The sequence below is a fragment of the Actinomycetes bacterium genome (assembly GCA_036000965.1).
Taxonomy (GTDB): Bacteria; Actinomycetota; CALGFH01; order CALGFH01; family CALGFH01; genus DASYUT01.
Genome location: DASYUT010000118.1, coordinates 22,959 through 48,862, shown reverse-complemented (window position 1 = coordinate 48,862; position 25,904 = coordinate 22,959). Strand labels below are relative to the sequence as shown.

25 protein-coding genes are annotated in these 25,904 nt (G+C 73.4%); 8 read left to right on the top strand and 17 right to left on the bottom strand.

Translation table 11 applies throughout. The features are described 5' to 3' along the window. On the bottom strand, positions 1 to 381 hold a 381-nt coding region (locus tag VG276_09895), incomplete at its 3' end, for a 6-phosphofructokinase (protein HEV8649697.1). A 212-nt stretch (positions 382 to 593) separates the two neighbouring features. Between VG276_09895 and VG276_09890 the strand changes: the two genes are divergently transcribed. The 3 genes from VG276_09890 to VG276_09880 all read left to right on the top strand — a co-directional run bounded on the left by VG276_09890 (position 594) and on the right by VG276_09880 (position 3,593). Further along, complete coding sequence (locus tag VG276_09890; GenBank protein ID HEV8649696.1) at positions 594 to 2,228, top strand: acyl-CoA synthetase; 1,635 nt, start codon at positions 594 to 596, stop codon at positions 2,226 to 2,228. A 92-nt stretch (positions 2,229 to 2,320) separates the two neighbouring features. After that, positions 2,321 to 2,743 (top strand): SPOR domain-containing protein, encoded by a 423-nt coding sequence (locus VG276_09885; GenBank protein ID HEV8649695.1) that lies wholly within the window; start codon positions 2,321 to 2,323, stop codon positions 2,741 to 2,743. A 217-nt stretch (positions 2,744 to 2,960) separates the two neighbouring features. Further along, complete coding sequence (locus tag VG276_09880) at positions 2,961 to 3,593, top strand: TetR/AcrR family transcriptional regulator (GenBank protein HEV8649694.1); 633 nt, start codon at positions 2,961 to 2,963, stop codon at positions 3,591 to 3,593. A 5-nt stretch (positions 3,594 to 3,598) separates the two neighbouring features. Here the strand turns inward: VG276_09880 and VG276_09875 are convergent, their stop codons facing one another. Continuing rightward, positions 3,599 to 4,675, bottom strand: a complete 1,077-nt coding sequence (locus VG276_09875) for a BsuBI/PstI family type II restriction endonuclease (protein ID HEV8649693.1) — start codon at positions 4,673 to 4,675, stop codon at positions 3,599 to 3,601. Continuing rightward, positions 4,672 to 6,411: an N-6 DNA methylase gene (locus VG276_09870; protein ID HEV8649692.1), complete on the bottom strand. Its 1,740-nt coding sequence runs from the start codon at positions 6,409 to 6,411 to the stop codon at positions 4,672 to 4,674. The genes VG276_09875 and VG276_09870 overlap by 4 nt, the downstream gene beginning before the upstream one ends. 161 nt (positions 6,412 to 6,572) lie before the next feature. Between VG276_09870 and VG276_09865 the strand changes: the two genes are divergently transcribed. Next, positions 6,573 to 7,460, top strand: a complete 888-nt coding sequence (locus tag VG276_09865; protein HEV8649691.1) for a haloalkane dehalogenase — start codon at positions 6,573 to 6,575, stop codon at positions 7,458 to 7,460. 94 nt (positions 7,461 to 7,554) lie between these two features. Here VG276_09865 and glgA read toward each other — a convergent pair whose 3' ends face one another. Then, entirely contained in the window at positions 7,555 to 8,814 is a 1,260-nt protein-coding gene (gene glgA, locus VG276_09860; protein HEV8649690.1) for a glycogen synthase, read from the bottom strand. Between the two features lie 145 nt (positions 8,815 to 8,959). On the opposite strand from glgA, the gene VG276_09855 reads away from it, so the two are divergent. After that, positions 8,960 to 9,928 (top strand): hypothetical protein, encoded by a 969-nt coding sequence (locus VG276_09855; protein ID HEV8649689.1) that lies wholly within the window; start codon positions 8,960 to 8,962, stop codon positions 9,926 to 9,928. 26 nt (positions 9,929 to 9,954) lie between these two features. Here the strand turns inward: VG276_09855 and VG276_09850 are convergent, their stop codons facing one another. From VG276_09850 to cpaB, 12 genes are all read right to left on the bottom strand, one after another. After that, positions 9,955 to 10,551, bottom strand: coding sequence for a hypothetical protein (locus VG276_09850; protein HEV8649688.1), 597 nt, complete (start codon positions 10,549 to 10,551; stop codon positions 9,955 to 9,957). Next, a complete protein-coding gene (locus VG276_09845; protein ID HEV8649687.1) occupies positions 10,538 to 11,368 on the bottom strand; it encodes a PKD domain-containing protein in 831 nt (276 codons plus the stop codon). Before VG276_09845 ends, VG276_09850 begins: the two co-directional genes overlap by 14 nt. Beyond that, a complete protein-coding gene (locus VG276_09840; protein HEV8649686.1) occupies positions 11,365 to 11,952 on the bottom strand; it encodes a hypothetical protein in 588 nt (195 codons plus the stop codon). Before VG276_09840 ends, VG276_09845 begins: the two co-directional genes overlap by 4 nt. Next, a complete protein-coding gene (locus VG276_09835) occupies positions 11,949 to 12,467 on the bottom strand; it encodes a pilus assembly protein TadG-related protein (protein HEV8649685.1) in 519 nt (172 codons plus the stop codon). Before VG276_09835 ends, VG276_09840 begins: the two co-directional genes overlap by 4 nt. A gap of 162 nt (positions 12,468 to 12,629) precedes the next feature. Beyond that, positions 12,630 to 13,094 (bottom strand): hypothetical protein, encoded by a 465-nt coding sequence (locus tag VG276_09830; GenBank protein HEV8649684.1) that lies wholly within the window; start codon positions 13,092 to 13,094, stop codon positions 12,630 to 12,632. After that, positions 13,091 to 13,480 (bottom strand): hypothetical protein, encoded by a 390-nt coding sequence (locus VG276_09825; GenBank protein HEV8649683.1) that lies wholly within the window; start codon positions 13,478 to 13,480, stop codon positions 13,091 to 13,093. The genes VG276_09830 and VG276_09825 overlap by 4 nt, the downstream gene beginning before the upstream one ends. A 31-nt stretch (positions 13,481 to 13,511) precedes the next feature. Next, on the bottom strand, positions 13,512 to 13,727 hold the full coding sequence (locus tag VG276_09820) for a hypothetical protein (GenBank protein ID HEV8649682.1): 216 nt from the start codon (positions 13,725 to 13,727) through the stop codon (positions 13,512 to 13,514). Between the two features lie 40 nt (positions 13,728 to 13,767). Further along, positions 13,768 to 14,748, bottom strand: a complete 981-nt coding sequence (locus VG276_09815; GenBank protein ID HEV8649681.1) for a type II secretion system F family protein — start codon at positions 14,746 to 14,748, stop codon at positions 13,768 to 13,770. 4 nt (positions 14,749 to 14,752) lie between these two features. Next, positions 14,753 to 15,661, bottom strand: a complete 909-nt coding sequence (locus VG276_09810) for a type II secretion system F family protein (protein ID HEV8649680.1) — start codon at positions 15,659 to 15,661, stop codon at positions 14,753 to 14,755. Positions 15,662 to 15,782: 121 nt separating this feature from the next. Next, positions 15,783 to 17,114: an ATPase, T2SS/T4P/T4SS family gene (locus VG276_09805; protein HEV8649679.1), complete on the bottom strand. Its 1,332-nt coding sequence runs from the start codon at positions 17,112 to 17,114 to the stop codon at positions 15,783 to 15,785. Between the two features lie 79 nt (positions 17,115 to 17,193). After that, positions 17,194 to 18,468, bottom strand: coding sequence for a hypothetical protein (locus tag VG276_09800; GenBank protein HEV8649678.1), 1,275 nt, complete (start codon positions 18,466 to 18,468; stop codon positions 17,194 to 17,196). Positions 18,469 to 18,470: 2 nt separating this feature from the next. Beyond that, positions 18,471 to 19,382 carry a Flp pilus assembly protein CpaB gene (gene cpaB / locus VG276_09795; GenBank protein ID HEV8649677.1) on the bottom strand — a complete coding sequence of 304 codons (912 nt, stop codon included), beginning with the start codon at positions 19,380 to 19,382 and terminating at the stop codon, positions 18,471 to 18,473. A gap of 323 nt (positions 19,383 to 19,705) precedes the next feature. Here cpaB and VG276_09790 point away from each other — a divergent pair, with 323 nt between their 5' ends. From VG276_09790 to VG276_09780, 3 genes are all read left to right on the top strand, one after another. Next, the gene (locus tag VG276_09790; GenBank protein HEV8649676.1) at positions 19,706 to 21,004 is read left to right on the top strand and encodes a hypothetical protein; all 1,299 of its coding nucleotides are present in this window, start codon (positions 19,706 to 19,708) and stop codon (positions 21,002 to 21,004) included. A 124-nt stretch (positions 21,005 to 21,128) separates the two neighbouring features. Further along, the gene (locus VG276_09785; GenBank protein ID HEV8649675.1) at positions 21,129 to 21,725 is read left to right on the top strand and encodes a hypothetical protein; all 597 of its coding nucleotides are present in this window, start codon (positions 21,129 to 21,131) and stop codon (positions 21,723 to 21,725) included. Further along, positions 21,712 to 24,579 (top strand): ATP-binding protein, encoded by a 2,868-nt coding sequence (locus tag VG276_09780; GenBank protein HEV8649674.1) that lies wholly within the window; start codon positions 21,712 to 21,714, stop codon positions 24,577 to 24,579. The genes VG276_09785 and VG276_09780 overlap by 14 nt, the downstream gene beginning before the upstream one ends. 411 nt (positions 24,580 to 24,990) lie before the next feature. On the opposite strand, the gene VG276_09775 is transcribed toward VG276_09780, so the two are convergent. Then, positions 24,991 to 25,749, bottom strand: a complete 759-nt coding sequence (locus VG276_09775; GenBank protein ID HEV8649673.1) for a hypothetical protein — start codon at positions 25,747 to 25,749, stop codon at positions 24,991 to 24,993. Positions 25,750 to 25,904: the final 155 nt, after the last annotated feature.

The following is a 25,904-nucleotide window of genomic DNA, read 5'->3' as shown; positions in this document are numbered from 1 at the left end:
CAGCCAATCGATGCCGAGCCGCTCGACCACCCGCAGCACGTGGTCGGTGAAGTCGAACGGCCCCTCGGGATCGCCCTTGCCCTGGCCCTCGAGGAACTCCGGCACGTCGTGCGGCTTGACCCTGCCCGGGTTGGTCCGGCTGGTGTGCAGGAAGGTGCCGCCGGTGCGGTCGATGGTGCGCACGTCGTTCTTCCAGAGCGGCTGGACGCAGTGCCGCTGCGGCTCGCCAGCGTCCAGGTCGTAGTCGAGCAGGCCGGCCCAGCCGCGGCGCAGGCCGAGCACCTCGTAGCCGCGGTCGACCGCGCCGTAGACGAGCGTCTTGATGCACGGGTTCAGGCCGGGGACGTCCCCCCCGCCGGTGAGCACGCCGATCCGAGTCATGGAAGAGTCCCTCCCCAGGGTCGCACAGCATCCAGTCCAGGCGCCGTTGCCCGGGAGCATCCGTCTTGGACAAGCAACTCCGACGGCCCGGCAACTTCACGGCCCGTCGGCCCGCCTAGCGGTCCAGTGGGTCCAGTGTAGGTTTCACCAGGACTGGGCCGCCAATCCGTGGGTACGACGCACGGGTCGGCATCGGACCGCGGGGAGGAAGCATGCGCGACTACCGCACCCATCGTCCCGGCACCTACGAGGAGATGACCGCGGCCTTCAGGTGGGAGGTGCCGGCCACCTACAACCTGGCCACCGACGTGCTCGACAAGCACGAGCCCGACCGGCCCGCCATGCGGTTCGTCTCCGACGACGGGCGCGACGAGCGCTGGACCTTCGGGGACGTGCAGGCGCTCACCAACCGGGTGGCCAACGCCCTGCGCGTGCTCGGGGTCGGCAAGGGCGACCGGGTCGCGGTCATGGCCCCGGCCTCGCCCGAGATCGCCGCCACCTTCCTCGCCACCTACAAGGCCGAGGCGATCCTGCTCGCCATGAGCGTGCTCTACGGCGACGACGGCATCGTCCACCGGCTCAACGACGCGCAGGCCAAGGTCCTGGTCACCTCGGCCGACCACCGGGACCGGGTGGAGGCGCTGGCGGCCAGGGCGCCCTCGGTCGAGCGGGTCGTGGTGGTCGGCGGCACCGGGCCGTCGAGCTTCGAGGGACTCACCCGGGCCGCCTCTGACCGGTTCGACACCCCGCGGACCGATCCGGAGACCCCGGCCCAGCTCTACTACACGTCGGGCACGACCGGCCTGGCCAAGGGCATCCTCCACGCCCACCGGTACCTGCTCGGGCACGAGGAGTTCCAGTTCTGCCACGACGTCCGGCCCGGTGAGCTGTTCCACTCGACCGGCGAGTGGGCCTGGATCGCCGGCATCGTGCCCGGCATCCTCGGGCCCTGGCGCCTCGGGGTGGAGACGTTCGTGCACGGCCGCAAGGGCGGCTTCGACCCCGGCAAGGCGCTGCGGCTCATCGCCGAGCATGGCGTGGGCAACCTGTTCACCACCCCGACCGCCATCCGGGCCATGCGGGGGGTACCCGAGGCCGACAAGCTCGCGTTCAACCTGCGGCTGGCCTGCTCGGCCGGGGAGCCGCTGAACCCCGAGGCGATCGCGTGGTGGAGTCGCACGGTGGGCTGCCCGGTGCTCGACTACTACGGCCTGTCCGAGAGCTACCCGCTGTGCGGCAACTTCCCCACCGTGGAGGTTCGGCCCGGCTCCATGGGCCTGCCCCTGCCCGGCTGGGACGTGGCCATCCTCGACGAGGACGAGCAGCCGGTGCCACAGGGCGAGGCGGGCGAGATCTGCCTGCGGGCGCGGTCGAACCCCCACTACCCGCTCGGGTACTGGAACCGGCCGGCCGACTCCGAGGAGGTCTTCGGGGGCGAGTGGTTCCACACCAAGGACACCGCCCGCCGGGATGCCGACGGCTACGTCTGGTACGAGGGGCGGGCCGACGACGTGATCATCTCGGCCGGCTACCGGATCGGCCCGTTCGAGGTGGAGAGCTGCCTGCTCGAGCATCCGGCGGTGGCCGAGTCGGCGGTGGTCGCCAGCCCGGACGAGCGGCGCGGCAACGTTGTCAAGGCGTTCGTGCGCCTCAACCCCGGCCAGGAGGGCGACGACGCGCTCGCCAAGGAGCTGCAGGAGCACGTGCGCAACCGGCTGGCCGCCTACGCCTACCCGCGCCGGGTCCAGTTCGTCGACGACCTGCCCAAGACCCTGACCGGCAAGATCCGCCGGGGCGAGCTCCGCAAGGCCGAGCTGGAGGCCGTTGAGGCAGGGGGCTCCGGCTGACCAGCCCGGGGCTCCGGCTGACCAGCCCCGGGCTCCGGCTGACCAGCCCGGGGGATTTGAGGTCCGCGGCGCCGGGCGGTAGCTTTCTGCCCATGTACGAGACCCGCTGGCCTCGCCCGGGGCCCGCGCTGCTGGCCGTGGGCACGGTCTTCGGACTCATCGTCGGGGGGATCCTCGGGATCAGCTTCCCCGCCTCCAGCTCCGACCAGCCCGAGGCGACCACGACCCTGACGGCGCCCCAGACGACGGCGCCGGTTCCCGCGAACTTCTACACCGTGGTGCTGGCCAGCCCTTCGTCCATCCAGGACGCCCGGGCGCGGGCGGCGCAGCTGCAGTCGCAGGGGGTCGCCGCGCGCGTGCTGGCCAGGACGGAGTACCCGTCGCTGAACACGCCCTACGCGGTCTGCGCCGGCACGTACCCGTCCTATGACCGGGCCAAGCGGGCGGCGGACGAGCTCAAAGCGACGCATCCAGGGCTGTCGGCCTACCCCAAGCTGGTACGGCGGGCCGCGTAGCCTCCGTCTCGAACGAACGGAACTGGGCGCCCTGCCCGCTGGCCAAGGCCGGCGTGGGCTCGTCTCCCTCTGCTTCCTGCCGGCCCGCGCCGCCGAGCTGGCCCACGCCGCCGGCCCGGCCCACCGAACCCCCGGGCGGTCCCGGTCCACCCGATGGACCCTGACGCCGACACCGGCGAGCGCGACGCGGAACTCAGCAAGGCATGATGATAGGTGCATGAGCACCACCGACGCGGCCCGTGGGCCCGGGCGACCCAGAAGCGCCCGGGCCCACGGGGCCATCCTGGAGGCCGCCCTCGAGCTGCTCGTCGAGGACGGCTTCCAGGGCATGAGCATGGAGGCGGTGGCGGCCAGGGCCGGGGTCGGCAAGGCCACCATCTACCGGCGCTGGTCGTCCAAGGAGGACCTCGTGGTCGACGCCGTCGGCCACCTGAAGATGCTGTTCGCCGACGTCGACACGGGCAGCGCCCGCGACGACCTGATCGCCCTCGGGCGCCAGGTCCTGCCGGCCGCCATCTCCCACCGCGCCACCCAGCTCATGCCCAAGCTGATGAGCGAGGCGGCCAAGCACCCCGAGCTGCACGCCGCCTACCACCGCAACCTGGTCGCGCCGCGCCGCCGGGTCATCTGCGAGGTGCTCCGGCGTGGCGTCGAGCGGGGCGAGATCCGCGACGACGTCGACCTCGACCTGCTGGTCGACATGGTCGTCGGCCCCTTCATCTACCGGATCATCGTCTCCGGCGGCAACCCGACCTTCGAACTCGACCTGCCCGAACGCCTGGTCGACGCCCTCTTCGACGGCATCGCCACGGACCCAGGCCACGCCGCCAACCGCAAGCTTCCCGGCTGAGACCCTCAGCGGCTTGGAAGGTCGCCCCAGGCGAGCAGCCCATCCGGCTCATCGAGGAACCATACGAAGGTGCCCCGAGCGATGAGCGGGAGTCTGTTCTTGAAGATGCGGCTGGTCCGCGACTCGAACGCGGTGAGGAACCGGCACTGGGCTTCACGGAGCCCATGCCCGGTGGCCCACGCGACAAAGGCGGCTCTGCGCTCCTCGGTGATCGGTCCGTCCGAATAGACATAGACGACCTCGACGAACCAGAGCTCGTCTCGGTCCTCCGCGAGGTCTGCGATCAGGCAGTCGGGAAGCAGGCGCTGCACGTCGACGGAGAGACCCAGGTGGTCCAGCAAAGCCCGGTCAACTACATTGACCTTCTCGCCGGACTGGGAGATGAACACCACCGCGGGATCCGACAGGGAGGCGGTGAAATCCTCGATGACGCCCTTGAGGATGAGGCTCGCTTTCCCCGTGTGCAGGAGACGGGTCCCACCGCCGGGAAGGTTCACGACAACACCGGCCTGTGACTGCGCCGTCTGTCGGGCGCGAGCGGCGCGCGCGCGTCCGGTGGGGGTGAGGTGGTGCCGCTGCCACTCGACGATCGCTGATGCGAGGGTATCGCCGTCCAGACCTGGATCGAAGAGGGCGGCGAAGCCCGACGCGAACGTATAGCGGGCACCTGGGGAGGTGGTCCCGATGTCGCTGCCGACCAGGACCGCGCCGTTGTCGATCCATCCTCTGATGGTCTCGTCCCGTAGCTGCTCCCGGCTGTTGGTCGCGTACCAGGGAGCATGGGAGATCCCCCACTGCTCGCAGAGCTGCTTGACAGCACGCTCGGAGCGCGTCGCGGCGGCATGATAGGCCACCCGCTGCTCGTCCGAGCGATGGGAAGCGATCGCATCGCTCATCCAGATGATGGTCGTCGGCCGGATGGCATTGCGCCGGTCGACGGCGCCGACGTACATGAAGACGAATGCGGCGGCCGCCGCGGCATCGTTCGCGGTCGCGGTCGTGCCGGTGAGGGAGGCGGGGAGGATCCGGTGCAGCCGCTCGTGGTAAGCGTTCCGGTCGGCCAGTAACTGGGGCAGGCTCATCGTGGGGCTCCCGCGTAATGCGCTTCGATCTCCCCGCCGAGTTGTCCGGCATCGTGCCGCTGCCATCGCCGCAAGGTGTCGGCATCGGGCATCGGCAGCGCCGCGAGCTCGTACGCCGACACCGCGACGCTGCCCGTGAGGCAGCGGTAGAGCCGGTCGAGGGCTTCTGACCCGAGCAGTGCCACCAGTAGGCCGGGGGTCAGAGGGCTGTCCGGTCGCGTGCAGGTGAGAACGTTCACGTGGTTCTCGACGACGACCCGGCCACCCCACCGTTCGAGCGCTGACCGGTCGAGCTCGGTGCCGAGCAGCCGGCGTGGCTGTTCCGGCGCGGTCGTCCGCGGGACCAGCACGGCGGGAGAGCCCAAGACGAGGAACCGCTCGTCCTTCTCGTTGCGGATCAGGCAGTACCGCAGGTCATCGCGGGCGGGATCCTGATGCAGTCGCCCGCCGTCAAGGTCGGCTGCCCAGACCACCCGTACCAAGCCCTCGCCAGGGTATCGGGAGAGCTGCGGGCGGTGGCGGTTCCACACGAGCGGTCCCGTGCTCGCGACCCAGCCGTAGTCGGAGAGGCGGGCGGGCATCGCGGCTGCGGCGTCGACCAGCGGCGTGTCGGTCGGGTCTCGGGGAAGGAGCCAGGGGAGGTCTGGCCGGTCCGGGATGCGGCCCAAGCCCATCGGTTGCCGGTGTGCCCGGTCGTCACCGACGACGATGCGCTCGCAGGACACCGGTCGATCGGCTGGTGCGCCAGAGGTGAACGAAGCGACCAGTGTCTCCTGCAATACGCCCGTGGCGAACACCCCTGAGCGGTCGCCCACGAACCCGACCCGGGTCAGCGGTGCGCGTTCGGCAAGGAACGAACGAAGCCGCTGAAAGTACGAGCCGCCGAGCCAACCGGCGGGCACCAGCGCGGTGACGACCCCGCCTTCCTCCACTTGGTCCACGGCCCCGGCCATGAACAGCCCGTACCTGTTGGCGTGCCCGTAGACCGCGTGGGACCACCGGGCTCGCTCGTCCGGCGCGAGTCGCACCCGCCCGTACGGCGGATTCATGATCACGACGCGAGCCTTCACCGCCCGCTGCAGCCCATCCCCGGTGGTGAGCACCGCTGGCAGGGCCCGCCTGCGCTCTGGTGGCACCCGCGCCCACAACGGCAGCAGTTCAGCCGCGAGCAGGACGTTGCCGAGCCACACCGCCGTCTCGTCCAGATCGCACCCGGCGACCACGGAGGTGACCGCGCTGAGCGCCAACTCTGCCTGCATGCCTCCGCGCTCGGCGACCCAGGTCCGCAGCGGGGGCACCAGAAGCGCACCGGTGCCGCAGGCCAGGTCCAGGACCAGGCCACCAGCGTCGCCGCCAAGGGTCTCGAGGGTCTGCTGCCACATGGCCGCGGCGAGCACGGCGGGCGTGTAGTGCCGGCCCGTCTCGGCACGCGCCTTGGCGTCGAGGGCGCATACGTAAGCGTCGCCGAGTGCCTCGGGGGAGGCCTCCCACAGGTCTTCGCGCGCACCCACATCCGCCAGGGCCGAGAGGTCGAACGGGGGTGCCGCATCGACGCTGTCCCAGACCGGCGCGGCTTCTGGATCGATGCCGTGAGCGGCAACTCGGCGTGCCCACCAGGCCGGAACGGCCGCAAGAACAGCCAGCGCGGAAGGTGGCGGCTTGATCGAAGAGGTGGCGGTGAGCATGACTCGCCGCGCCCGGTTCACCCGCGGAGCAAGCTCGCCACCCACCGTCACCCGGTTCCCTCCAGTCGCCGCGCCCGCCTCCGTCGCTGCCCGAGCGGGGCCCACGTCCGTCGCTGCCCGAGCGGCGGCCAGGATTATCGACGATCGGCGCGACAAGGGCGCTACCCTGCGGGTGCAGGAGCCGGAGCAGGTCGCGCACCCAGGGAGCAGCCGTGACCGAGGTATTCCGCACCCCGGAGGAGCGCTTCGAGGGCCTCCCCGACTTCGGGTTCCAGCCGCGCTACCGGCAGGCCGGCGGCCTGCGGCTCGCCCATCTCGACGAGGGCGAGGGCTCCCCAGTGGTCTTCCTGCACGGCGAGCCGACCTGGTCGTTCCTGTGGCGGAGGGTCGTCCCGCCGGTGCGCGACGCGGGCTACCGCTGCATCGTCCCCGACCTGGCCGGGTTCGGTCGCTCCGACAAGCCGCTGAGCCAGTCCTGGTACAGCTACGACCGCCATACGGAGCTGACCGTCTCGCTGTTCGAGGAGCTCGACCTGCGCGCCGCCACCCTGGTCGCACATGACTGGGGCGGTCCGATCGGCCTGCGCCTGGCGGTCGAGCATCCCGACCGGGTCGCAAGGATCGTCGCCATGGACACCGGGGTGTTCACCGGCCACCAGCCGATGAGCGAGGCCTGGCATCGCTTCGCCGCGTTCGTCGCCCGCACCGAGGACCTGCCGATCGGCCTGCTCGTGCGCCGAGGCTGCGCCCGCGACCCCGGCGACGACGTGGCCGCCGCCTACGAGGCGCCGTTCCCGAAGCAGGCCGCCAAGGCGGGCGCGAAGGCGTTCCCCGCGATGCTCCCGCTCTCCCCAGACGCGCCGGGCGCCGAGGCGGGTCGGCGCACTTTCGCCGCCCTTTGCCAGGACCGGCGCCCCATGCTCCTGCTCTGGGGCGAGGAGGACCGGGCACTTCCGATCGCCGCTGGCGAGGCCCTGGCCTCGGCGCTCGGCCGGCCCCCGCCCCTGCCTGTCGCCGGTGCCGGCCACTATCTCCAGGAGGACAGGGGCCCCGAGATCGGCAGGCTCATCGCCGAGTGGCTCGCGGCCGGGACGGCCTGACGGCCGGCGGCGGTCACCTGGCCTCGATGACCGGCGGCCATCACCTGGCCTGGCCGACTGGCGACGGTCACCCGGCCTGGTCGACTGGCGACGGTCACCTGGCCTCGGCGGCCGGCGGCGGTGGCGCCTGTACCAGCTCGGCGTACAGCCGCTGGGTCTGGCCGGCGATCGCGGGCCAGCTGAACTCGTCGAGCGCCCGCTGGCGTCCGGCCCTGCCGAAGCGCTCGGCCTGGGCCGGGTCGGCGAGCAGCCGGTTGACCCGCTCGGCGAAGTCGGCGGCGAAGCGCTCGGGGTCGTCGGGCGCGCCGCCGCTGCCCTGGAACGGCACCAGCAGGCCGGTGACGCCATCGGCGACCACCTCCGGGATGCCGCCCGTGTCGGTGGCCACCACCGCCGTCTCGCAGGCCATCGCCTCCAGGTTGACGATCCCGAGGGGCTCGTACACCGACGGGCAGACGAACACCGTGGCGTGGGTGAGGAGCTGGACGACCTCGCGGCGCTCCAGCATCTTCTCGATCCAGATGATGTTGCCGCGTTCGGCCGCCACCCGCTGTACCTTCTCGGCGACCTCGCGCCCGATCTCGGGGGTGTCGGGCGCCCCGGCGCAGAGCACGAGCTGCGCGGAAGGGTCGAAGGCGAGCGCGGCGTCGAGCAGGTAGGGCACGCCCTTCTGGCGGGTGATGCGACCCACGAACACCACCGAGGGGCGGCTGGGGTCGACGCCGTAGCGCTCCAGCACGTCGGTGCCGCGGTCAGGCTGATACTGGGTCGGGTCGATGCCGTTGTGGATCACCCGGATCCGCTCCGGGTCGATCGAGGGGTAGCAGGCCATGATGTCGCGGGCCATGCCGCCGGACACCGCCACGACCGCGTCCGCCGCGGTCAGGGCGGTCTGCTCGCAGAAGCGGGACAGGGCGTAGCCGCCGCCGAGCTGCTCGGCCTTCCACGGGCGCAGCGGCTCCAGGCTGTGCACGGTGACCACGTGCGGGATGCCGTACAGGAGCTTGGCCATGTGGCCGGCCATGTTGGCGTACCAGGTGTGGCTGTGCACCAGGTCGGCCCCCTCGACCCCGGCGGCGATGACCAGGTCGGTGGAGAGGGTGCGCAGGGCGCTCAGGTGGCGGGCGGGCCCGGCCAGGGCGTCCCAAGACGGGTAGGCGGTCACCGTGGGCTTGCCCTCGGGCGGCTCCGGCCTCGGCTGCCCGAAGCAGTGCACCTCGAGGTCGACCAGGTAGGCCAGGTCGCGCGCCAGGTACTCGACGTGCACACCGGCGCCACCGTAGACCTCTGGCGGGTACTCACGGGTGAGCATGGCCACACGCACGCAGATCGCCTCTCTCTCCTGGTCGGGCATCGTCCACCGCGCAGGAGGGTATGCGCCCCGGCCCCGGTGCACCAATGCATGCGGACCGCGTTTGACAGCGAATTTCTCACAAATCAGACTCATCGTCTTGTTCGAGCCTCCCGCCGGTCCCGGGTGCATGAGGGCAGGACGGGCGATGCTGGCCAACCGATCCGCTGCGCTGCGTAGGACGAGCGCGTTCGCCGCGCTGCTCGCCTTCGAGGTCGGCGCCGTGGTCGTCCTTCACCGGCTCGGCGCGCTGCCCTGGCTGCGCATCCCCCTCGGCGACCTGGGCTCGTGGCTGCAGGCGGCCGCACCGGAGGACGTGATCGCGGCCGTCGCCCGCCTGGTCGCCCTGGCCGCCGCCTGGTGGCTGCTCGCGAGCACCAGCCTGTACGTACTGGCACGCCTCACCCGCGTCCCGGCCGCGATCCGCGCCGCCGGGTGGGTCACCCTCCCCGCCCTGCGCCGCGTGGCCGACCAGGCCCTGGCCCTTACCCTGGCCACCTCCCTGGTGAGCGGGGGCGCCAACGCCGCGCTGCTTGGCCCGGCCGCCCTCGGGCCGAGGAGGGCCGGGCCCGTGGTCGCCTTCCACGACCCCGTCAGGCAGCGGGGCGAGGGATCCCCGGCCGGGCAGCGGGGCGAGGGATCCCCCACCGGGCAGCGGGGCGAGGGATCCCCCACCGGGCAGCGGGGCGAGGCAGCCCCGTCCGGGCACCAGCCCGAACCGGCCGGGTCCGGCGCGCCAGGCTACGTCCCCCGGCTGGCCGGGCAGGCGGCCCCGCCCTCGACCACGGTGCCCCCGCCGACGTACACGCCGCGCCCGGCGGGGCCGCCTGAAGCACACCGGCCCGGCACCGGACCGGGCCAGCCCGGTCCACAGACCCCGCCGTCCCGGCCAGACGTCCACCGCGTCCGGCCCGGTGACAACCTCTGGGTGATCGCTCGGGACCGGCTGGCCCAGGCCACCGGGCGGGACGCCGGCACGCTGCCCGAACGCGAGGTGGCCAGGTACTGGCTCGAGGTGGTCGAGGCCAACCGGGCCGAGCTGCGGTCCGGCGACCCGGACCTGATCTTCCCGGGCGAGCTGATCCGCCTCCCGCCCGTGGGCCGACGGGAGCGCTGAGCCGACCGGTCAGCGCAGGGCAGCGCTCAGGTGCGGGTGGCGTCGACAGTCCACAGCCGCCAAGGCTGGTTGCCGCTCCCGGGGGATCGCTGCATATAGATGTCCCACTGGAACGACCGGGTCGGCTCGCCCGCCCGGCTCATCCGCACGCTGCCACGAACGATGCGTTGGCCGCTCGGCCCGGGAAGCACCTGCTTGGGCGTGAGCGTGAACTGGTACGGCGGCGGCCCGGCGCCGCGCTTGCGGATGGCCGGAGCCTCCTTGGCGAGCTGCTGGTACTGGAGCCCCTGCTTCCAGAACGTGTCGTCGAGGGTTGCCAGGTCGCCGGTGACCGCGAACTCGCCCCAGGCCTGTAGGGCGCGCTGGGCGCCGGCGATCACCTGCTGGTCGGTGTCTGAGAAGCTCGGCTGGGCGGGCGCCACGGCGGTGGTGCCCGACGGGATCTTGCTGAGCTTGTCACCCTGGAGCAACCCCCGAAACACGATCCACCAGAGGCCGAGCAGCACCACGACGAGCACGACGGCGACGAACCAGAAGCGGCGCAGGTTCGAGCGCGGCGGCCTGGAGCGCAGCCACTCGCGCTCGTCCCCCTCGCCCAGCGGGTCGAAGCTATTGAAGGACACTTCGCACCTCATTCACGGGGTACGGCTGCGGCGCCCCTTCCAAGGTCACCGGACCGAGGTCCCCCGCCCCTGCGTCACCGAATCCACTCCATGTGTACCCGCCCACCCACGTCATGTCGAGGCTGACTGCGTACGAACCCTTCCGGTCATAAATATGCGTTGCCGCGGGCGCTCTGTCAGCACCCTTCTCGCCGGTAAGGTATGAGCCACCATCACCGGTGGACCAGTGATATGTGGTGGCCTTCGCCTGAGCCGCGACGCTGAATCCCCTGATGCTCACGCCGACATCGGCCTGGCCGGGCCCGTCGAACCAGAACCAGGTCTGCAGCCCGGTGAGTCCCCTGGTGCCGGGGCTGAGGCTCGCAATCGGGACCGGAATGCCGCGGCTCCGCAAGGCGTCGAGGATCTCGCCCTGGGTGGGAATCTGCACCAGGTCTCCCGGGTTCAGGCAGCCCGACCCTGGGAGCCCGATCTCGGCGCCGGTCTGGCGGTCGACGATGACGATCCTGACCGCCACCGGATTGCCGTCGGCGCCGAACCACGGGCGGGTGGCGGCGGTGGCGCCCAGCGGCACCACGATGCAGTCCCGCACGTCCCCGAGTTTTTCGTAGCGCAATGCCCAGCCGGTGCGGGGTCCGCCGCCACTGCCGCTGCCCGCAGGCTGGCCCAGACGCGCGTGCACCCAGAGCGCGCCCGGGGACAGCCCGCCCGGCTCCGACTCGGCTCGCGCTGGCGTCGGCCACGCCACCAGCGTCGCCAGCGCCAGCAGGGCACCCGCCGTCACGGCGTTCCACTTCGAGGCAGCATGCCTAGTCATGGGGAGTCTCCTCGGGTGAGCCCTCGGTAGATGAGGTATGCCCGCCAGCGTCCGTCCGCGCCCCGGATCAGGTTGTAGATCGTCTTGGTGGGACCCGTTTCGGGAAGCTCCCGGACGACCTTGCCCTGGGCGTCGACGAGCGTTTGGGGAAGCTGGCGGGTCACGACCTCGACGGCGACCACCGGCTTGCTCGGGTCCCTCGCCTTGCCGACGAGCTTGGCGCTCTGGACCTGGACGCCCTGGTCGTCGTAGTGAAGGCCGCGGCGCTTGAGGTCGGTCAGCTCCTTGAAGTCCTGTCCGTAGCAGGGGCAGCGCCGGTCGTAAACCTCCCCGAGCAGCTCCGGACGGGGGTCGGTGAACAGCGAGTGCCGGTAGGCCATGAGCTGGCGCATGATCGCGAGCCAGTTCTCGCCGCCGGTCGTGGGGGGCGGTGTCGCCTGGGTGGTGGGCGGGGTGGTCGAGGCGGCGGCGACTGTGGCCGGGGCGGGCTGGTCGCTGCCGTCCCGGTTCAGCAGCACGAGGACCAGGACGGCGGCGAGCACGACCAGGACGGCGATGCCGGCGGCCAGGCGGGACCGGCTCATGCCCCCGCCTCGACCGGGACCGAGACCGCGTGGGCGGTGACCTTGAAGGGCTCGTCGCCCGGGAGCAGCACCCGGAGCAGGGTGAAGTCGACGGTCGTGCTCGCCACGACCTCGATCTGGGCCGGGGTGGCCTGCACCTGGGCGGCCGTGAGGCGGCGGCCGACCGGCTGCGCGCGCAGGTTGCCCCAGGCGAGCTGCTCGGCCCGCGGCGGCGACAGGGCAAGCGTGCCCGACGAGCGGAACAGCGGCTCGTCGATGCCGGAGGCGCCTGCGATGGCAGCGGCGTCGACCGCGTTGGCGAGCGCCTGCCGCTCGGTGAACGCGCGCCACAGGTCGAGGCTGAGGCCGCCCAGGAACAGCAGCATCACCGCGAGCCCGAGCAGCCAGATCGTGACCGAGCCGCGCTCGCGGTCATCCGGCTGACTGCTGGGCCGGCGCCGTGTGAGCGACGGGATCCGCCTGACCGTCGCGCAGGCGCTGTTGGGGGGCCGTGGGGGGAGCGTGTCCTGGTGCACCCGCGGCGCCCCGGCACGATGACACCGGCGCTCTTGGGGGGCCGTGGGGGGAGCGTGCTCCCCCCACATCGAACGAGGGCTGCGGTCAGGGCACGCCACGCCAGAGCGAGCTCCCTCACCTCGACAGAGGACCGCCGGTTGATGAGTTGCCGGCGACATCTGTCAGAGACTCCGGTAACTATCCACGTGCTCGACGTGGACGGCGGTCCAGCTCCAGGCCGCGGCCCGGCCGACGAGCGGGATGGCGAGGACCGGCATGGTGACGGTGACCCGGCTGGTCACGGTGGCCCCGCGCTGGAGGGCGCCCTCGAACTCGACCCGCAGGGCGCCGGGGGGCAGGCCGTAGTTGCGGGACACCTCGGCCACGACCCGGCGGCCGGCGAGCATCCCCTCTGCCCAGGACGGGGCAAGCACCACCGTGCGGGCGCTCTCGTCGGCCGCGCGCTGGGCCATCGACTGCCGCTCCGACCAGACCGGCAGCGACAGCACCAGCAGCGTGACGGGCACCACGATCAGGCAGATGCCCAGCACGAACTCGGCCGCGGCGTAGCCCGCGCTGGCCGGCCGAGCAACGAGCCGGGACCGGGAAACACGCCAGGAGCGGGAAACACGCCAGGAGCGGGTCATGGCAGGCGCTCCTTCACCGCGGTCGCCTCGTTCCGGAACGGGAAGTCGGGCACGCCCGGGAGCCAGCCCTCGAACCGGCCCACGGCGGTCGCCCGCACCTCGTCACCAGCGAGCGCGCAGGTGATGCGGACCTGCGCGCCCATCCGGCCCCCGAGCAGGCTGCGCATGGTGTCGCCGGCAGCCCGCTGGCAGGCGGCGATCGAGCTGCCGGCCGGGCTGGCCGCGCGCACGCCCTCCTCGAGGGCGGCCCGCACGACCCCCCGCCCGTACATGTAGACGATGGCGTTGCACACGATCACGAAGAACACCAGCGACAAGGCGACCACGACGACGAACTGGGCAGTCACGAAGCCGTGCGCCCGGACGCGGTCGGGGATCGTTGGCATCTCGCGTCGCTCTCCGTTCGGACTCCCTCGGCTACTTGATGATCTGCGCCCGCATCCAGTCGACGATGTCCATGCCGAGCGCCTTGAGCGCGCCCCAGATGGCCACGAGCGCGATGACGGCAAGGGCGGCGCCGGCGAGGCCCTCGGCGGTCGAGAACCCCCGCTCGCCCGCGCCCGGCCGGCCACGGGCGACCCCGAGCGCGCGCTCGCCCGCCGACAGGAGCGCCAGGTAGCAACGAAGCAGCATGGTGCGGTTCCTTTCCTTTCTTGCCTGGTCCCTGAGACCTTCATCGCCCCCCCAGCCCGCCGAAGATGATCGACGGCAGCGGCGCGGCCACGAACACGAGCAGGATCGGCGCGAGGATCACCACGATCGGGACGATCACGGCCGCCCGCTGCCTGGTCGCCATCCGGCGCAGGTCCTCGCGCCGCTGGCTGCGCAGGTCGCGGCTCATGTCCATCAGCCCCTTGGCCAGGTCGGAGCCGTGCTCGGCGCTGGTGGCCAGGATCCGGTAGGTCCGGGCCGCGTGCGGCTCCGGGGTCTGCACGGCGGCCCGGGTCAGGGCCGCGCTGATGCGCACGCCGCTGCGGTGGGCCCGCAGCACCTCGGCCAGCTCCTCCACCACCGAGCCTCGGCCGCGTTCGACCACCCGCTGCAGGGCCTGGATGACCCCGCCGCCGACCCGGACGTTCATGGCCAGGAGATGGTTGATCGTGTACAGCTCGACCCGCATCTGCTCGCGCCGGCGGGCGATGATCCGGTCCAGGCGCCCGCGGGGCCTGGCCAGCCCGAGCACGAGCCCGAGCAGGCCCATCAGGAGCATGGGCGCGGCCGAGTGCCAGACGGCCAGCCCGACCACGAGCCCGAGGGTGGTGTAGAGGGCGGCCGAGGTGAGGAGCTGGACGCGATACTGGATGGCCCGGCGCCCCTCGGGAACGTCCATGAGGGCCCCGGCCTGGCGCAGGCGCAGCAGCAGCCGCTCGTCACCGCCCCGGTCGAGCACGCCGCCCATCAGCTCGACGAGCCGGCGCACGAGCGGTTCGAACAGCCGCACCAGGGTCGAGTCGCGGAAGGTGGTGCCCGGGTCGGCCAGGGCCAGCACGTCGGCGCTGCCGCCCAGCTCGGTCCGGCTCGCGATCGTGTACGGACGCACGCGCGGGGCGAGCCGGGCCGGGGGCCGCACGATCAGGGCCACCACCCGGGCCACGACGGAGCCGGTGAGCAGCGCGGCCAGCACCACCCGGCCGTCCAAGACCCCGTTCAGCACGGCGTCACCGCCTCCCAGCCTGGTCGGGGGTTGCGGCGGAGGCGGACCCGAACACCCGCTGCTCGCCCCGCATCCGCGACAGCTTGCCGACCAGCCAGAGCCCGACCAGGCTCCAGGCCGCAGCAGCCACCACCACTACGAGGCCGGCGGGGGACCGGTAGAAGTCCTGGAACGGACCACCGCGGGTGGTCAGCAGGAGCAGCACGAACCAGGGGAGCACGAACACGATGCGGGCGTTGAGCTTGCCCTCGAGCGCGTTGGTCTTGATCTCCTCCTGGAGGTTGAGGTCGTCGGTGGTCGCGTCGGTCAGCTCCTCGAGGATGCTCGTGACCACCTGGCCGCCGCGCCGCTGGGCCAGGATCAGCACCTCGATCACGCGGTCGGAGGTGGGGTGGGCGAGCTCCTCCTTGACGACCTCGAGCGCTGCCACGGTGCCGAGCGTGCGGGCCAGGGTGGGGAACCGGGCGAACGCCACCCGGATCGGCTCTGGCCCGCCCGTGGCCAGCCCGATCAGCGCCCGCTCGAGCGACATCCCGGCCGAGATCGAGCCGATCAGCTCGCGGATCGCGTCCGGCCAGGCGAGCTGGACCGTGCGCAGCCGGGTGGCGCGCTGGCGGGCGAAGAAGGCGCCGGGCAGGCTGCCGAGGGCGACGGCCGGGATCAGGGCGACCACCGGGGTCGAGGCGATCGAGCCGAGGAGCACGAAGGCGCCGAGCCCCACGCCGAGCGAGCCGAGGTAGAACTGGCGCGGGGTGAGCCGCACGCCGGCCTGGTTGAGCCAGAGCTGGCGGGCGCTCACCCGCCTCGCCGGGGCCGGCCTGGCCCCGAGCCGCCGGATCGGCGAGACGCCGAGCAGCAGCCCGGCGGCAAGGTAGGCGAACACCCCGGCGACGAGGGCGGCGGCCAGTCTCACCGAGGCACCCCCTTGGTCCACCGGGGCACCCCTGCGGGGGTCCCCGGACCCCTCCCCACCGACCGGGGCACCCCTTCGGGGGTCCCCGGACCCCTCCGGGGGTTTCCCGGACCCCTCTGGCTCACGGGGCCACCTCGCGCTTCCGCTCGGTGCCGACCAGGCCCAGCTCGAACGGTGACACGCGCCCTTCGAGGATGCCGGCGATCGTCAGCCCCTCGGGCAGGCTGCGGTCGATGACCTCGGCGTGGTGCGGGAAGGTCCCGGTCCACTCGAGCGGGTAGCCAAGGGCACGCCGCTCGAACAGCACCTCGTGGCTGAAGTTGTCGTGCAGGCTCGGGACCAGCTCGATGATCTCGCGGGTCTGGCGGAGCAGGCCCTGGCCGCCCCCCATGGTCGCGCGCTCGGCGACCTCCAGGTGCATGACGTACTTGATCGAGGAGGCGAACACCTCGCGGACGTCGGCCGCCTTGACGTTCTCGCCGGCCATGATGGCGGCGTTGACCAGCGCGGTGAGCGCGTCGCGGGCCGAGTTGGCGTGCACCGTGCAGGCGAACCCGCAGCCCGCGTTCACCGCCCGGACGATCTCGAACGCCTCCGCCCCGAGCACCTCGCCGACCACGATGTAGTCGGGGCGCATCTTGAGCACGAACTTGATGAGGTCGCGCAGGGTGATCTCGCCCTCACCGGCGAGCGACTTGGCCCTGGCCTCCAGGTAGGAGATGGTGGGCCGCTCGTCGACCAGCTCGCGGGTGTCCTCGCACACCCGGATGCGGCGCTGGGGCGGGACCGCGGCCAGCAGGGCGCCGAGCATCGAGGTCTTGCCCGCGAACGGCGGCCCGGAGATCACCACCGAGAGCCGCGTCTGGGCGACCGCCCACAGGAACCCGGCCGCCGGCACGGTCAGCGACCCGCGGCGCACCATGGTCGACAACGACTCGTTGCGGAGTTGGTGGAAGCGGACCGTGGCCGACAGCTTGTCGGACACCGGCGGGATCGCCCCGGAGAGGCGGGCCCGGCCGTCGAGCACCCGCGCGTGCACCAGCGGGCTCTGGGTGTCGAGGTGGCGCTGGGTGGCGGCGAGCAGCCGGTCGACCGCCTGCCGGTTCTCCTCCGCGGTGGTCGGCGCCACCAGCGTCTTCCGCCTGCCGCTGGCGTCGATGTACATGACGAGGTCGCCTTCGATCTCGATCTCCTCGATGCCGGGAACGCGGAACAGCTCGTCGAGGGCACCGAAGCCGGTGATCGAGCGGACCACCCGGTTGGCGATGGCCTCCACGTCGCCGAGGCCGCGGCGCTCGCTCGCGGCTGCGCTGCGCTGCCACTGCCGGATCGCCTCGGCGGTCCGCTCCTGGATCTCGGGCTCGCTGGTGGGGTCGACCTTCTGGTCCTCGATCCAGCGCAGCACGGTGTGCCTGATCTGGTCGTAGGCGCTCGCCCGCTCGCCTGGGCTCATTGGCGCGCCGTCCTGGTTTGGGAGGCTGCCGGTGCGCCCGCCGAGGTCACCGGCGGCCTCCGTGGAGCCTGAGCCGAGGTCACCGGCGGCCTCCGCGCAACCCGGGCCCGGAGCGCCGGGCGCGGCTCGGCCGGACCGGCACAGGCGTCCGGGGCAGCTCCTCGGCCAGCTCGGCCACGGCCCTGGCGAACGGCCCCCCCGTCACGAGCCGGCCGTTCCAGGCCGCCTCCTCCACCCGCCGGTCGGCCTGGATCACATGGAAGGAGGCGGGCACGAACGACCGGAAGACCTCGCGAGCCAGCTCGCCCCGCCGGTAGGCGCCGCGCTGGGCCCGGTTGAGCACGACGTGGATGGGCTTGTCCTGGTTCACCGCCTTGAAGCGCACGATCCAGTCGAGCAGCCTGGCCACCCCGACCGGGGTCGGCGCGCCGACCAGCACGACCTGGTCGGCGGTCGCCAGCATGAGCCGGGTGATCCCGTAGCGGGCCAGGCCGTTCACCGCGGTCACGTCCTCGGCCCGCGGCCCGGCGTTGACCACCACCTGCCGGCAGACGTGGGCCAGCTCCGCGATCACGTCGGCGACCTGGCCGGGGCGGACGTTGGCCCAGTCGCCCGGGCTGGTCAGCCCGCAGAGTACCTCAGGCCCTGAACCGGGCAGCGGGGAGAGCGCCTCTTCGAGGCTGCCCACGTGCTGCGCCACGGCGTCCACGGCGTTGCGGATGTTCGGCACCAGCGCCAGACCGGTCCGCTGGGCCAGGCAGGGCGCGACCTCGTCGGCGTCGACGAGCACGGCACGCTCGCCCCGGCGCTCCAGGGCGGCGGTCAGGGCCAGGGCGACCTCGGTCGCGCCGCAGCCGCCGGTGACGGCCAGCACGACCGTCACCCAGCCGCGGCCTGGGTCGCGCCGCTCCGTGGGATCGGCCTCGGGCGGCAGGTCGTCGCCCAGCTCGCGGGTGATCCGCGCGAACGCGTCGTCCACGCTGGCCGGGTCGGCGGTCCTGGCGCCGTCCGGCGCCAGGCTCACGATGAGGTCGACGAACCGCTCGGGCGCGGCGTCGTCCTCGACGGTGGCGTCGACCCCGAGGCCCCGGAGCGTCTCAGGGGCGCGGTAGTCGCCGGCCGCATGCACCGCGAGCACCCGGCGGCCGCGCCGGTGCAGCTCGCCGACGACGCGGGGGGTGAGGACGCTGGCGGTGTCGTCGACCACGAGCACCGCGTAGTCCTCCTCGAGGGCGTCCTCGTCGGCGAGCACCCGCTTGCGCACGGCCGCGCCGCCGTGGTCGGCCACGTACTGGAACAGGTCCTGGGCCCACGGCCGGTGGGAGACCCCGATCGCGATCTCGACCACGCCCATGGTCAGCCAGTCCCCGCCGGCCCCTGGGTGCCCTGTGTGGGCGTGCCGCCCGGTTGGCCCTGACCCTGACCTGTGCCCGCGCCGGCGGTCCCCTGTCCGCCGGCGCCGCCAGGCTGACCCTGACCCTGCCCCTGCCCCGCGCCCGTGGTCCCCTGCCCGCCAGCGCCACCGGGCTGGCCCTGGCCCGTGCCGAAGCCCCGCGATGGGACGGCGCCGGACTGGTCCGGGGGCACACCGACCGGGGCTCGGCCGGTCCCGGTCGAGCGGATCACCTCGAACTTCTCGCTACGGATGGCCGCGGCCAGCCGCAACGCGTCCTGGCTGGAGACGGCGAGCGTGAGGCTGTATGCGCCCGCCGGCCCGATGGTCGACGGGTCGGGCCGGTTCACGCTGAGCACCTGGGCTCCGGCCACCACGAACACGGCCTGCCCGCTGTCAAGGACCCGGATCACGTCGACCCGGTCGCCGGCCTCGAGCGCGCCGCCCACGGCATGGGCCGGGTCCACCGGCACGCTCATGGCGCGCTGCTGGGCGACTGCCGCCGGCGGCCGGAAGTCCCCGCGAGTCACCAGGTCGCCGGGGGCAATCGTCCGGGTGGCGATCCACCCCTCGAGCCTGGCCAGCGACTCAGGACCGATGAGCTGCTCAGCGATGGTGCCCGGCGCGCGCAGGTCGGTGAAGCGCAGCGCCGAGCGGGCGAGCGGCGCTCCGGCCCGAACCTCGCGGGCCGCCACTGCGACCCGGGAGGTGGCCTCGTCTCCGCGCAGCACGGCGAACACCAGCAGCATGGCGAGCAGTCCGGCCAGCAGCGTGACCAGGTGCGGCAACGAGAACCGGGATCCCACGCGCCGCCTGGGTGGCGCCGGGGTCGAGGTCTTCTGCGCGGTCGGCGCCGCGATGTCTGTGGCCTGCAAGACGGCCCCCGTTCAGTCTGCGATTGGTGCCTCCGCAGAACGGTCGGACCGCCCAGCTGTGGGCTGGTCCGTGAGGACCGGTCACCGACGCCGGACCGGCTCCTTACGAGGGGAAGGGGGAGAGCCGGGGGCGACGTTCGTTCTTGGCGCGGTTGCCTAGTTGCAGCGGACAGTCTGCCCTACAACGATTCGGAAGTGAAGTCTCGTTCCTAGGATCCTGCGTGTTCGCCCGGAACCGCGGCTGACCTGCCAGCATGGCTACGCACGCCCTCTGCGAATAGATGCGTAGTTCGTTGTCCGGCGGCGTCGTGTACGGTCCTGCCATGGCGGTAGAGGCATGGCTGGACCCATCTGGGCGTCCCGCCGACCTGCCCGGTCCTGCCGACCTGGCTGTCGGCGTCGGCGAGCCATGGCAGCCTGCCGCCATGCAGCCCGAGGAGGCAACCCCGCCGGCGGGCGTCGATCGCGCCCTGCCGCTGCTCGGCCCGTTCGCCGCACTGGTCGGACCCGATCACGAGCGCTACAAGCTCGCCGTGCTGTGCGCGCTCGCACAGCAGCCGGAAGCGAGCTGGCGGCTCCACGACGCCAAGGAGGCCGTCCCGTGGCTGGAGGCTGAGTCGACTGCCCGGGTGGTCGGCGAGCTGGCAGGTACGGGCCTGCTCCTGCCCGCCCCGGACGGCGCGGGAGCCTGGCGCCTGTCCGACGAGGCCCACGTGGTCGCGGCCGTCTGCTCGGCGCTGTCCGCACCCCAGTTCGAGCACGACCGTATCGTCAGGGTGCTCGCCGCCACCGTGACCCTGGCCAGGGCTGCCGGCGCGCCCGACGAGGCAGCGTTCGGCCCGTTCCTGGCCGCGGCCGGCGTGCTGGAGCGCGACCTCGACGCGATCGAGCGGCGCATCGCCAACGGCCAGGAGGAAGCCTTGCTGGAGGTGGCCGCGAACGCACGCATCCACGCAGCCGACATGGCCGCGCTCCTACAGCAGCACGCCGAGCTGTTCACGGGCGCAGGCGGGCTGGCCGACGCCTGGGAACGGGCGGTCGCCGCGCTCAGCCGCCTCGAGACCCTGACCGACGAGGTGGTCGCCACCCTGTCGGGCAAGGCGGACGACAAGGTGCGCCGGGGGCCCAGGAGCGACCGGCGCAGCCTGCGCGGCCTGGTCGCCGCCTCCGACCTGGCGACCCTGGCCGCACTGGCCGGCGAGGCCAGCCCGCCGCCCGCGGTCGCCCCTACCCACCCGGGCGCAGCGCTCGCCGCGCTGGACGAGCACCTGGGCCGGCCCGACCCGCTGCCTGTCCCCATCCCCGAGCCGGTCTCTCTCCCGATGGAGCCGCCCGAGGACATCCCGGACTTCACCACGCTCGCCGCCCAGGCGCTCGAGTGGCTGGCTGGCAGAGGCGAGGCGGTCCTGACCGAGTGGGTGGTTGGCGGCTCGTGGGCGGAGGCGACCGGCCGCATGGCCGCGGTGGTCGAGGCCTGGTCCCGGCACGGCCCCGGCGGCGACGGCACCCTCCGGGCCGAACTGCACGCCAGCCCCGCGCTCGACGCCGTCGGCCACGACGAGGTCGCCGCGGTCTCCCGGACGCTCGTCCGCCGCCCAGCCGGCGAGGAGCTGGCCCCATGACGCCCCGGAGAGGTCCGAGGAACCTCGCAGGGGTGTCCCGGTGCACCAGGGGCGCGCGCCGGTGCACCAGGGGAGCGGCCCGGTGCACCAGGGGAGCGGCCCGGTCGACCAGGGGAGCGGCCCGGTGAACGCAGACGAGCTGTGCCGGGTGCTGCTGGTCGGGTCGGTGCCCGCGGCCGCGGTGCCGGAGCTGTCCAGCGACGAGGTGCGCGCCGAGGTGCGCCGCCGGCTGACCGAGGCCGGCTGCGAGCTGGCCTACTCGGTGGACTCCGACCGCTGGGTGGCCCGGCTGGCCGGCCCCCTGCCCGACCTGGAGGGCCACGAGCCGGTGCTCCGCCTGGGCCAGACCGAGCTCGCGGTGCTGGCCGCCTGCTGGCTCCACCTGCGTTTCCTGCCCGCCGAGCGCGCCCGCGCGGCCCCGGACGGCGTGGACCCCGACGCTGGCGACGGCGCCGTCCTGGACCCCGACGACCTGGCCGAGCAGTTCGACGGCCGGCTCGGCCGGGACCAGCTCGACGACCTGGTCGACCGGCTCAAGCAGTGCGGGTTCCTGACCCAGCGGGACGGGCTGCTCCGCGCCGGCCCCCTGCTGGGCACCTTCGAGCACCCGGCCACCGCCGAACAGGCCCGAACCCTGCTCACACGCCACCAGCGGCTCGCCTACCTGCGACGGCGGGCGGACGAGCTCCGAGGGGACGGGGACCCGGTTGCCCAGGATTGAGGAGGTCCAGTTCGTCAACTGGGGCTCGCTCCGGCCTGACCCCGTCCCCTTGCTGACCGACGGGGTCACCGTGGCGACCGGCCCCAACGGCTCGGGCAAGACATGCTTCCTGGACGCGATCAAGCTGCTCCTCGGGATCACCGGCTTCGCGCCCGGGCGGACCTCGGCCCGGTACATCTTCGACGGCGGCCCGAGCGGGGCACCAGCCGACCGGGCCTGGCTGCGGGCGACGTTCGCCAACCCGGTCCTCCCGGCGGCCGGCGGGGGGCGCCTGTTCGCCTCGGCCGGGACCGACTTCGAGGACGCCGAGCGGGTCAGCGTCGTCTGCCTGGTCACCGCGGACGAGCGCCGCTACCGGGTCCTGCCCGGCCTGGTCCGCTGGGGCCGGCCAATCGAGTCCGACCTGCGCGACTTCGCCGACGCAAACCCGGTCGAGGAGTGGCTCGGGCCCCGGCTCTACGACGATCTGCTGGAGCGGACCGGGGTGACCCAGGCGCTGCGCGCGGTGCTCGCCCTCCCCCAGGGCGCCATCGACCGGATCGTCGAGGAACGGCCGGCCGGCATGCTCCGCCGGCTCCTCGAGCTGGCCGGCGAGCGCGACACCTACGAGACGCTGCACGCCGGGCGCGACCGCTGGGAGGGCGCCCGAGCCGCCTACCTGGCCGCCATGGAGCAGCACAAGGCGGAGCTGGACCGCCTGGCCACGCTCGACCACCTGGCCCGCCGCCACCGGGAGTGGGCCGGTCTCCGCGACCAGCTCGACCACCTGCGCCTGGTCGCGAGGCCGGCGGCCGAGTACCGCGACCTCGCCGACGAGGTCGAGGCCGAGCGCGCCCGCCAGGACCGGCAGGGTCGGGTCGTCAACGGCGACCGGGCCACGCTTGCGGCCCTGGCCGAGCAGATATCCAGGCTGCAGGCGACCGTCCAGGGGCTCACCGACCAGGCGGCCACGCTCGAGCGCGAGCTCGACGAGGCGGAGACCGCCCTGCGCGGCCTCGACCTCCGGATCGCCTCAATGGACGTGAAGGGCACCGAGGCCCAGGCGGCCGCGGCGCGCACGCGCAGCCTGGCCGGCGACCGGAGCCGGCAGCAGGCCGGGGCGGCCGCCGCCTCGGCCGAGGCCGTCCTGGCCGCGGCCCGGGCCAGGCGCGAGGCGGCGGCCGCCGCCCTGGCCAGGCGGGAGACCGAGGTCGGGATGCTGCGGCAGGGCCGCCTCCCGGCGCCGCCGGAGGTGGAGGCGTTCCAGGACCGCCTGCGGGCCGCGGGGATCGAGGCGACCCTGGTCGCCGACGTCGTCGACCTGAACGATGGCGGCGCCGACGAGGCGACCAGGGTGCGGGCCGAGGCTGCCCTCGGCGACGCCCTGTGGGCACTGATGGTGCCGTCGGACGCCTACCGCGACGCCACCGCGCTCGCGCTCGAGACCGGCTACCGGGGTGGCGTGGTGCGGGCCGGTGCCGGCGACCCGACCGGCGCCCTGGCCGAGGTGGTGGCCCCGGTCGAGCTCGGCCTGCTGCTCGAGCGGGCCGACGCCTGGTCGGCCCATGACGCCAAGCAGGCGCATGGCTTGGCCTCCCGGGGCCATGCCGCGGTCGCGCCCGACGGCATGCGCTACGGCGACAGCCTCACCCGCCGGCAGGCGCCGGACCTGCCCGTGCTGGGGCAGCTGGCCCGCGAGCGGCGCCTGTCCGTGGCCAGGGCCGAGGTGAGCCGGCTCACCGAGGAGCTCGAGGAACTCGACGCCCGCATCCCGAAGCTCCGGGCCGCCTGGCAACGGGCGAGCTGGGTGCTCGAGGCGGTGCGCGCGGTCCCAGCCGGGCTCGAGGGCCGGGACTCCACCGGCGGCGAGCTCCGCGAGGCCCAGGCGCGGCGGCCCTCCCTGGCCGACCGGCCCGTGCAGCTCCGGCACGAGCTGCGCGCGGTGGCAGAGCGGCTCGGGGCGGCAGGCGCCGAGCTGGCCATGGCCCGCGAGCGCGAGACCAACGTCGAGGCCAGGCTGGCCAGGAACCTGCCCCGCCTGGCCGAGCAGGAGAGCCGGGTGGCCCGGCTCGAGGCCGAGCTGGCCGGCCGGTCGCTCACCTCCGAGCAACGGCTGGTGGTCGAGGCCGGCGCGCTGCCGGGCACCGAGTCGCTGCTGCACGACATCGACTGGCTGACCGCGCAGGTGGCGGACGAACGCTTCGGGCCGGAGGCGCGCGACCCAGGGGTCCTGGCCCAGCGGGACGCCCAGGCGGACGCCGTCCGCGAGGCCGACCGGGCGGCCGGCGAGCGCAGGCGCGACATGGTGGCGTTCGAAGCCGGGCTGGAGGAGTCCCGCCGCCGCTACGAGGCGCGCGTCCAGCGGGTGATCCGCGGGCTGAGCGACGAGTTCGCGCGCATCTGCCGGATCGCGCGCACCGACGGCGAGCTGCGCCTGGTCACCGGCGACCGGCCCGGGGAGTACGGCGTCGACGTGCTGATCGCACACCGGACCGGCGAGCGCAAGCGCTCCTACCGGGATGCCGCCCACTCGGGAGGCCAGCGTGCCAAGATCGCGATCCTCCTGCTGCTCGCCACCATGGGGTCGGCGGGCAGGGCCGACCTGCTGCTCATGGACGAGCACATCGCCCACCTTGACTCGACCAACATCGACCACCTGGCCGAGCTGATGCACGCCCTCAACGAGCGGGTGCAGTTCGTGCTCGCGACGCCCACCAACGCCGAGGCGCTGCGGCTGTCTTGGTGCGACCTGCAGCTCGCGTTCCTGCCCAGGGACCCCGGGCAGCCGTACAATCCCCCCATCCGCATCCTGTCCCGGCTCGGCACCGGCGACCTGGCCGCCCGCTACCCCAGCGGCGAGCTGGCCGCGTCCTGACCGCGGGCCGGGACCGCCGCCGAGCTGCGCAGCTCAGAAGCCCTGCACCTGCTGGGAGGCAGCCAAAACGGCGTGCCTTGTCAGGCTGTTCACCAGCGGAAACGCAAACAGCAGCACGCTGCCTACGAACGGGTCACGAATCGCGGGGCGGCGCCACCGATGGTGGACGTCGAACCAGCCGGCGTCGCGCCGTCCGGCGGTGGCGAGGCGCCTTCCGGTCGGCCGGCGGCTGCGCCTCGCGCTCCCTCCACGTCCGGCCGCCCAGCTCCTCCCAGAGCGTCATCATCAACACCTCCCAGGAGGAAGAGCCGCTCTCCCGGCCCTTGATACGTCACGCGCCCGGACCCGCCCGACGGTGCATCCCGCAGCGGCCCACCGGCCCCGCAGCGGCCCACCGGCCCCGGCAGCGGCCTACCGGCGCCGTGACCACCAGCGCCGACGGGCCCGCGCGGCTCCCGCCTGTGGAGCGGGCAGGCCCCGGGCCCCTGCCCCGGGGATGCCCATCTCGTGGACGACGCCGGCCGGCTCGTCGGCGACCGCAGAGTTGGCGCACTCGCCGGGGCCGAGCCGGTTGCGGTGGCCGTGGGGCGCCACCGTGCCGCCGTCCATCGTCGGCTTGCCGAACCGCACCTTGCTGTAGGGCACGAGGTCGCACGAGGCCAGCCCGCCGGGGACGTTGGCGCCGTAGAACTCGGTCCAGGTCGACGAGGAGCCGAAGCCGCCCACGCCGCCCCAGCGGGCCGGCACCCGGATGCTGCCGACCAGGGTCTCGGCCCCCGTGTCCAGGTCGGAGACGGTCGCGCTCCACCAGCCGGGCCGCCGGCTCGCCACCCGCAGCCGGTACTCGCGGCCGGTCACCCACTCGTAGGCCAGGCGGCAGGTCCAGAACGGCGCGCCCTCGGTGCCGGAGTGGCAGGTGGGATTGTCGGCGCAGCCGACCGCGGCCCAGATCGAGAACACCGCGAGCCTGCCGACGCTGCCGTCGTCGCGCAGGTCGTGGGCCTGGAGCCCGAAGTAGCCGACGTCCCCGCCGGCGAAGCTCCACTGGTGGGCCCAGAAGTAGGTGGTCCGCCCGGGGTCGTGCAGGACCGTGAGGCTCCACTCGAGGCTGGTGGAGCCGGCTCCGGCCAGCCAGTGCCAGTCGGTGAAGGTTCCCTTGGGCGCGACCATCGCCCCATTCGACCATGCCCGGCCCTCCGATCGCGCGATCGGCGAGCGCTGCGAGGGGAGCGGGATCGCTACTGGAGGAAGACGACATGCGCACGCTGCCCGAACCGCTCCTGCTGGTATCGCTGGACAACAGCGGCAAGCCCCGCGACCCTACG

Bases quoted from the DNA above. Each gene is read 5' to 3' on its own strand.
- VG276_09890 (HEV8649696.1), top strand. From the start codon at position 594: ATGCGCGACTACCGCACCCATCGTCCCGGCACCTACGAGGAGATGACC.
- VG276_09885 (HEV8649695.1), top strand. From the start codon at position 2,321: ATGTACGAGACCCGCTGGCCTCGCCCGGGGCCCGCGCTGCTGGCCGTG.
- VG276_09880 (HEV8649694.1), top strand. From the start codon at position 2,961: ATGAGCACCACCGACGCGGCCCGTGGGCCCGGGCGACCCAGAAGCGCC.
- VG276_09875 (HEV8649693.1), bottom strand. From the start codon at position 4,675: ATGAGCCTGCCCCAGTTACTGGCCGACCGGAACGCTTACCACGAGCGG.
- glgA (HEV8649690.1), bottom strand. From the start codon at position 8,814: ATGCCCGACCAGGAGAGAGAGGCGATCTGCGTGCGTGTGGCCATGCTC.
- VG276_09855 (HEV8649689.1), top strand. From the start codon at position 8,960: ATGCTGGCCAACCGATCCGCTGCGCTGCGTAGGACGAGCGCGTTCGCC.
- VG276_09845 (HEV8649687.1), bottom strand. From the start codon at position 11,368: ATGACTAGGCATGCTGCCTCGAAGTGGAACGCCGTGACGGCGGGTGCC.
- VG276_09840 (HEV8649686.1), bottom strand. From the start codon at position 11,952: ATGAGCCGGTCCCGCCTGGCCGCCGGCATCGCCGTCCTGGTCGTGCTC.
- VG276_09830 (HEV8649684.1), bottom strand. From the start codon at position 13,094: ATGACCCGCTCCTGGCGTGTTTCCCGCTCCTGGCGTGTTTCCCGGTCC.
- VG276_09825 (HEV8649683.1), bottom strand. From the start codon at position 13,480: ATGCCAACGATCCCCGACCGCGTCCGGGCGCACGGCTTCGTGACTGCC.
- VG276_09820 (HEV8649682.1), bottom strand. From the start codon at position 13,727: ATGCTGCTTCGTTGCTACCTGGCGCTCCTGTCGGCGGGCGAGCGCGCG.
- VG276_09805 (HEV8649679.1), bottom strand. From the start codon at position 17,114: ATGAGCCCAGGCGAGCGGGCGAGCGCCTACGACCAGATCAGGCACACC.
- VG276_09800 (HEV8649678.1), bottom strand. From the start codon at position 18,468: ATGGGCGTGGTCGAGATCGCGATCGGGGTCTCCCACCGGCCGTGGGCC.
- VG276_09790 (HEV8649676.1), top strand. From the start codon at position 19,706: ATGGCGGTAGAGGCATGGCTGGACCCATCTGGGCGTCCCGCCGACCTG.
- VG276_09775 (HEV8649673.1), bottom strand. From the start codon at position 25,749: ATGGTCGCGCCCAAGGGAACCTTCACCGACTGGCACTGGCTGGCCGGA.